The organism is Microcystis sp. LEGE 08355 (genome assembly GCF_015207185.1).
Classification (GTDB): domain Bacteria; phylum Cyanobacteriota; class Cyanobacteriia; order Cyanobacteriales; family Microcystaceae; genus Microcystis; species Microcystis panniformis.
In genome coordinates, this window is sequence record NZ_JADEXI010000723.1 from 1 (window position 1) to 2064 (window position 2064).

Below are 2064 nucleotides of genomic sequence, written 5' to 3' on the forward strand. Positions count from 1 at the left end.
GGTGTGGGGTGATGGGGAAATGGGGAAATAGGGAGAATCAATAAAGGTAGTCTATTGACAACTGATAACTGATAACTGATAACTGATAACTGATGAGGGTGTTCTAGAAAACTTGACAAGGGAACGGATTATAGGGAAACTCAGCTTGTTAGTCAAGGTACTAGCGCAAATCTCAATTTCTTTTTTACTTTTTACTTTATTACTTGATCTTATGCGTTGGCAAGCTCGGCAAAAATCTTCCTTTTCCTTCCTTCCCCTATACGGATTTTTGGCATTTATCGTCGTTTGTCTGATTATTTGGGCAAGTTCTCTCTATCCTCGTTCTAATGCTCTGGTGGGGGGTGATTCTCTCCCCGCACCTTTTAGGGAGTTTCAACCGGAATGCGCGGATTATGTCCTAGAAAATAGTTCTTTTAAGGATATATCGACAATTTTTGATTGTAAAACCTATAAAAACCTCTCCGATCGCGTGATTCTACCCTTATCTCTCCAAAAAAACGATATTAGTCTCGATAATTGGTCAAATAACTCGGCAACAGCGATCGAATTAGCACCCTGGCCAGAAATTTATCCCCGCGCTCAAGGGACAAAAGTACCGATTTTAATGTATCACGACATTTTACCCAAAAAAGAGGTATTTTTTGACGTTACTCCCGACGAATTAGAGGCACATTTTCAATTTTTGCAGGAAATCGGGGCAACTCCTATCAGTATCGATTGGTTAATTTCCCATCTGCGGACAGGGATCCCCCTTCCCGATAAACCGGTTTTATTGACTTTTGATGATGGTTATGGGGGACATTACCAGTATGTCTATCCTTTATTGAGAAAATATAACTATCCTGCTGTTTTCTCGATTTATATCAATAAAATGACTCAAAAAACTGGCAGAACCAGTGTCACTTGGCAACAACTCCAGGAAATGGCCGCCGATCCTCTAGTACAGATTGTCTCCCATAGTGTTAGTCATCCCCGGGATTTAAGATTATTGTCCGATGCAGATTTGGAGCAAGAAGTCAAGCAATCGAAACAAATCTTAGAAAAAGAATTGGGCATTCCGATTAATTATTTCACCTATCCGGAAGGGAAGGCGGACGATCGAGTGAAGGAATTCGTCAAAAAAGCGGGTTATCGGGCGGCTTTATCGATGAATGACCTCGATGAGCATTTTGCGGGACAATCCCCCGATTTACTCACGATTGGACGCTTTGGGCAATCACGCACGCGAGAAGTTGTACCGCAAGCTTGGGGGGGTGATCCCTTACCCCGTAGGGATGGCGGTTTTAACTTTGCCACCACCATCCAAAAACGGGAAGTGGAATTTCCAACCAATACACTTGTATTAATTAGTGGCGGGATTCCCAAAACCATCCACGCTGATAGTCGTTATCAAGTGGAGGAAATTATCGCCAGTACAGAAGCGATCGCAGCCGTGGATGGCGGTTTTTTCTCTCTCAAGGAATTGGACTCAAATCAGATGATCGGTCCGGTTTTAAGCCAAAATGGCGGCTTTATCCCGGGATATGAGGGAGAAATCGACAAGTTAGAGGGTCGTCCTTTAGTAATCATTACCGATCAATGGGTGCGTTATCTTCCCTTTGATCCTGCCCGTCATAATACCCTAGAAGGAATCGCAGCGGAGGCTGGAGATGATCTCAAGGTTACGGATGCTTTTGTCGCGGCCGCTTGGTTAGTCAAAGATGGACAACCACAACCGCGGGAATCCTTTGGTACACTTTACGGTTTTGATGCCCTGCGTCACCGGGCTTTTTGGGGGATTAATCAGGCAGGACAGCCAGTTATCGGGGTTTCCAGAGAGCCGATCGATTCGATGGCTTTGGGAGAATTATTAGTACAGGCAGGTTTTCGGGACGCAGTGATGTTAGACTCAGGAGCCAGCACCTCCCTCGCTTATCAAGGTCAATCGCAAGTGCATTATACTCCCCGTCCCGTTCCCCACGTTGTCGCTTTATTTCCCCCCACAGAAACCTATATTGTTCCCATTAGTCATGTGGGGATTCCCTGCGTAATTTTCGCCGATTCCTGTCCTGCGGGGAGTTAGGT

1 protein-coding gene is annotated in these 2064 nt (G+C 45.1%); it reads left to right on the forward strand.

Translation table 11 applies throughout. The features are described 5' to 3' along the window. Positions 1 to 211 precede the first annotated feature (211 nt). Positions 212 to 2062, forward strand: coding sequence for a polysaccharide deacetylase family protein (locus IQ242_RS23325; RefSeq protein WP_193961594.1), 1851 nt, complete (start codon positions 212 to 214; stop codon positions 2060 to 2062). Positions 2063 to 2064: the final 2 nt, after the last annotated feature.